Genomic DNA, 1,284 nt, shown 5'->3' with positions numbered 1-1,284 from the left:
GCTGACCGCCTGAGGGCCCGGGGCGGGCCCTCAGGCGGTCAGCAGGCCCGCGCGGCGCCGCTGCAGGGCGGGGCGGGCGGCGAGCAGGGCGGCCAGGGCCAGGGCGCAGGTCAGCGGGACCAGCCCGCACAGCGCCATGCCGGCGCGCACGCCGACGTGCTCGGTGACCCAGCCGACCAGCGGCCCGCCCAGCGGGGTGCCGCCCATGAAGACCAGCACGTACAGCCCCATGACGCGGCCGCGGTAGGCGCGGTCCACCCACAGCTGCACGGAGGAGTTGGCCATCGCCTGGAAGGCGAGGTTGGTGACGCCCATGACGACCAGGACGGCGACGAACACCGCCAGGTTCGGGGCGAGGGCGGCCGCGGTCTGCGCCAGGCCGAACGCGGCGGCGAGGACCAGGACGGTGCGCAGGCGGGTGCTGGTGCGCCCGCCGGCGACGAGCGCGCCGGCCACGGAGCCCACGGCCAGGACGACGTTGAACATCCCGTAGGTGCTCGCCCCGCCGCCGAAGGTCTCGTCGGCCATGGCCGTGAGCACGACGGGGAAGTTCAGGCCGAAGGTGCCGAACACGCCGACGAGCGCGATCGTCCAGGCCACGTGGGGGCGCTCGGCGACGTGGCGCAGGGCCGAGCGCAGCTGCCCCGCCTCGCGCGGCAGCGGCGGGGTGCGCACCAGCTCGGAGGTGCGCAGGAAGAACGCCAGGGCGACCGTGGGGCCCAGGTAGCACAGGGCGTTGGCGGCGAAGGCCCAGCCGGTGCCGACGGTGCCGATGAGCAGGCTGGCGACGGCGGGGCCCACGAGCCGGGTCGTCTGGAACGTGGCGGCGTTCAGGGCGATCGCGTTGCGCACGTAGGGAGCGGGGACCACCTCGCCGACGAACGCCTGCCGGGTGGGGTTGTCCAGGGCGACGACGAGACCGCCGACGACGGCCAGGACGTACACGGCGCCCACGGTGGTGCGGCCGGTGAGGGTGAGCACCGCCAGGGTGGTGGCCACGGAGGCGCTGCACAGCTGGGTGACCAGCAGGATGTTCCGCTTGGGGTAGCGGTCGGCGACCATCCCGCCGTGCATGCCCAGCAGCAGGATCGGCAGGAACTGCAGCGCCATCGCGATCCCGACGGCGGCGGGCGAACCGGTGAGCTCCAGCACCAGCCAGTCCAGGGCGATGTTCTGCATCCACACGCCGGTGTTGGCGAACGCCTGCCCGGCGACGTAGGTGCGGAAGTTCGGCACGCTCAGGGCGGCGAAGGTGCCGGTGCGGGTGGGGGGTGCGGCGGGGAG

General features: G+C 74.7%; 1 protein-coding gene. It reads right to left on the bottom strand.

Annotated features, from left to right (window positions below):
* Positions 1-30: 30 nt before the first annotated feature.
* Positions 31-1,284: MFS transporter (locus GTR00_RS21075; protein ID WP_166613468.1), on the bottom strand; the 1,254-nt coding region annotated here is incomplete at its 5' end.

The sequence above is a fragment of the Kineococcus indalonis genome (assembly GCF_009906395.1).
GTDB lineage: Bacteria > Actinomycetota > Actinomycetes > Actinomycetales > Kineococcaceae > Kineococcus > Kineococcus indalonis.
The sequence above is the reverse complement of the archived record's forward strand: the minus strand, read 5'-3'. Positions and strand labels throughout refer to the sequence as shown.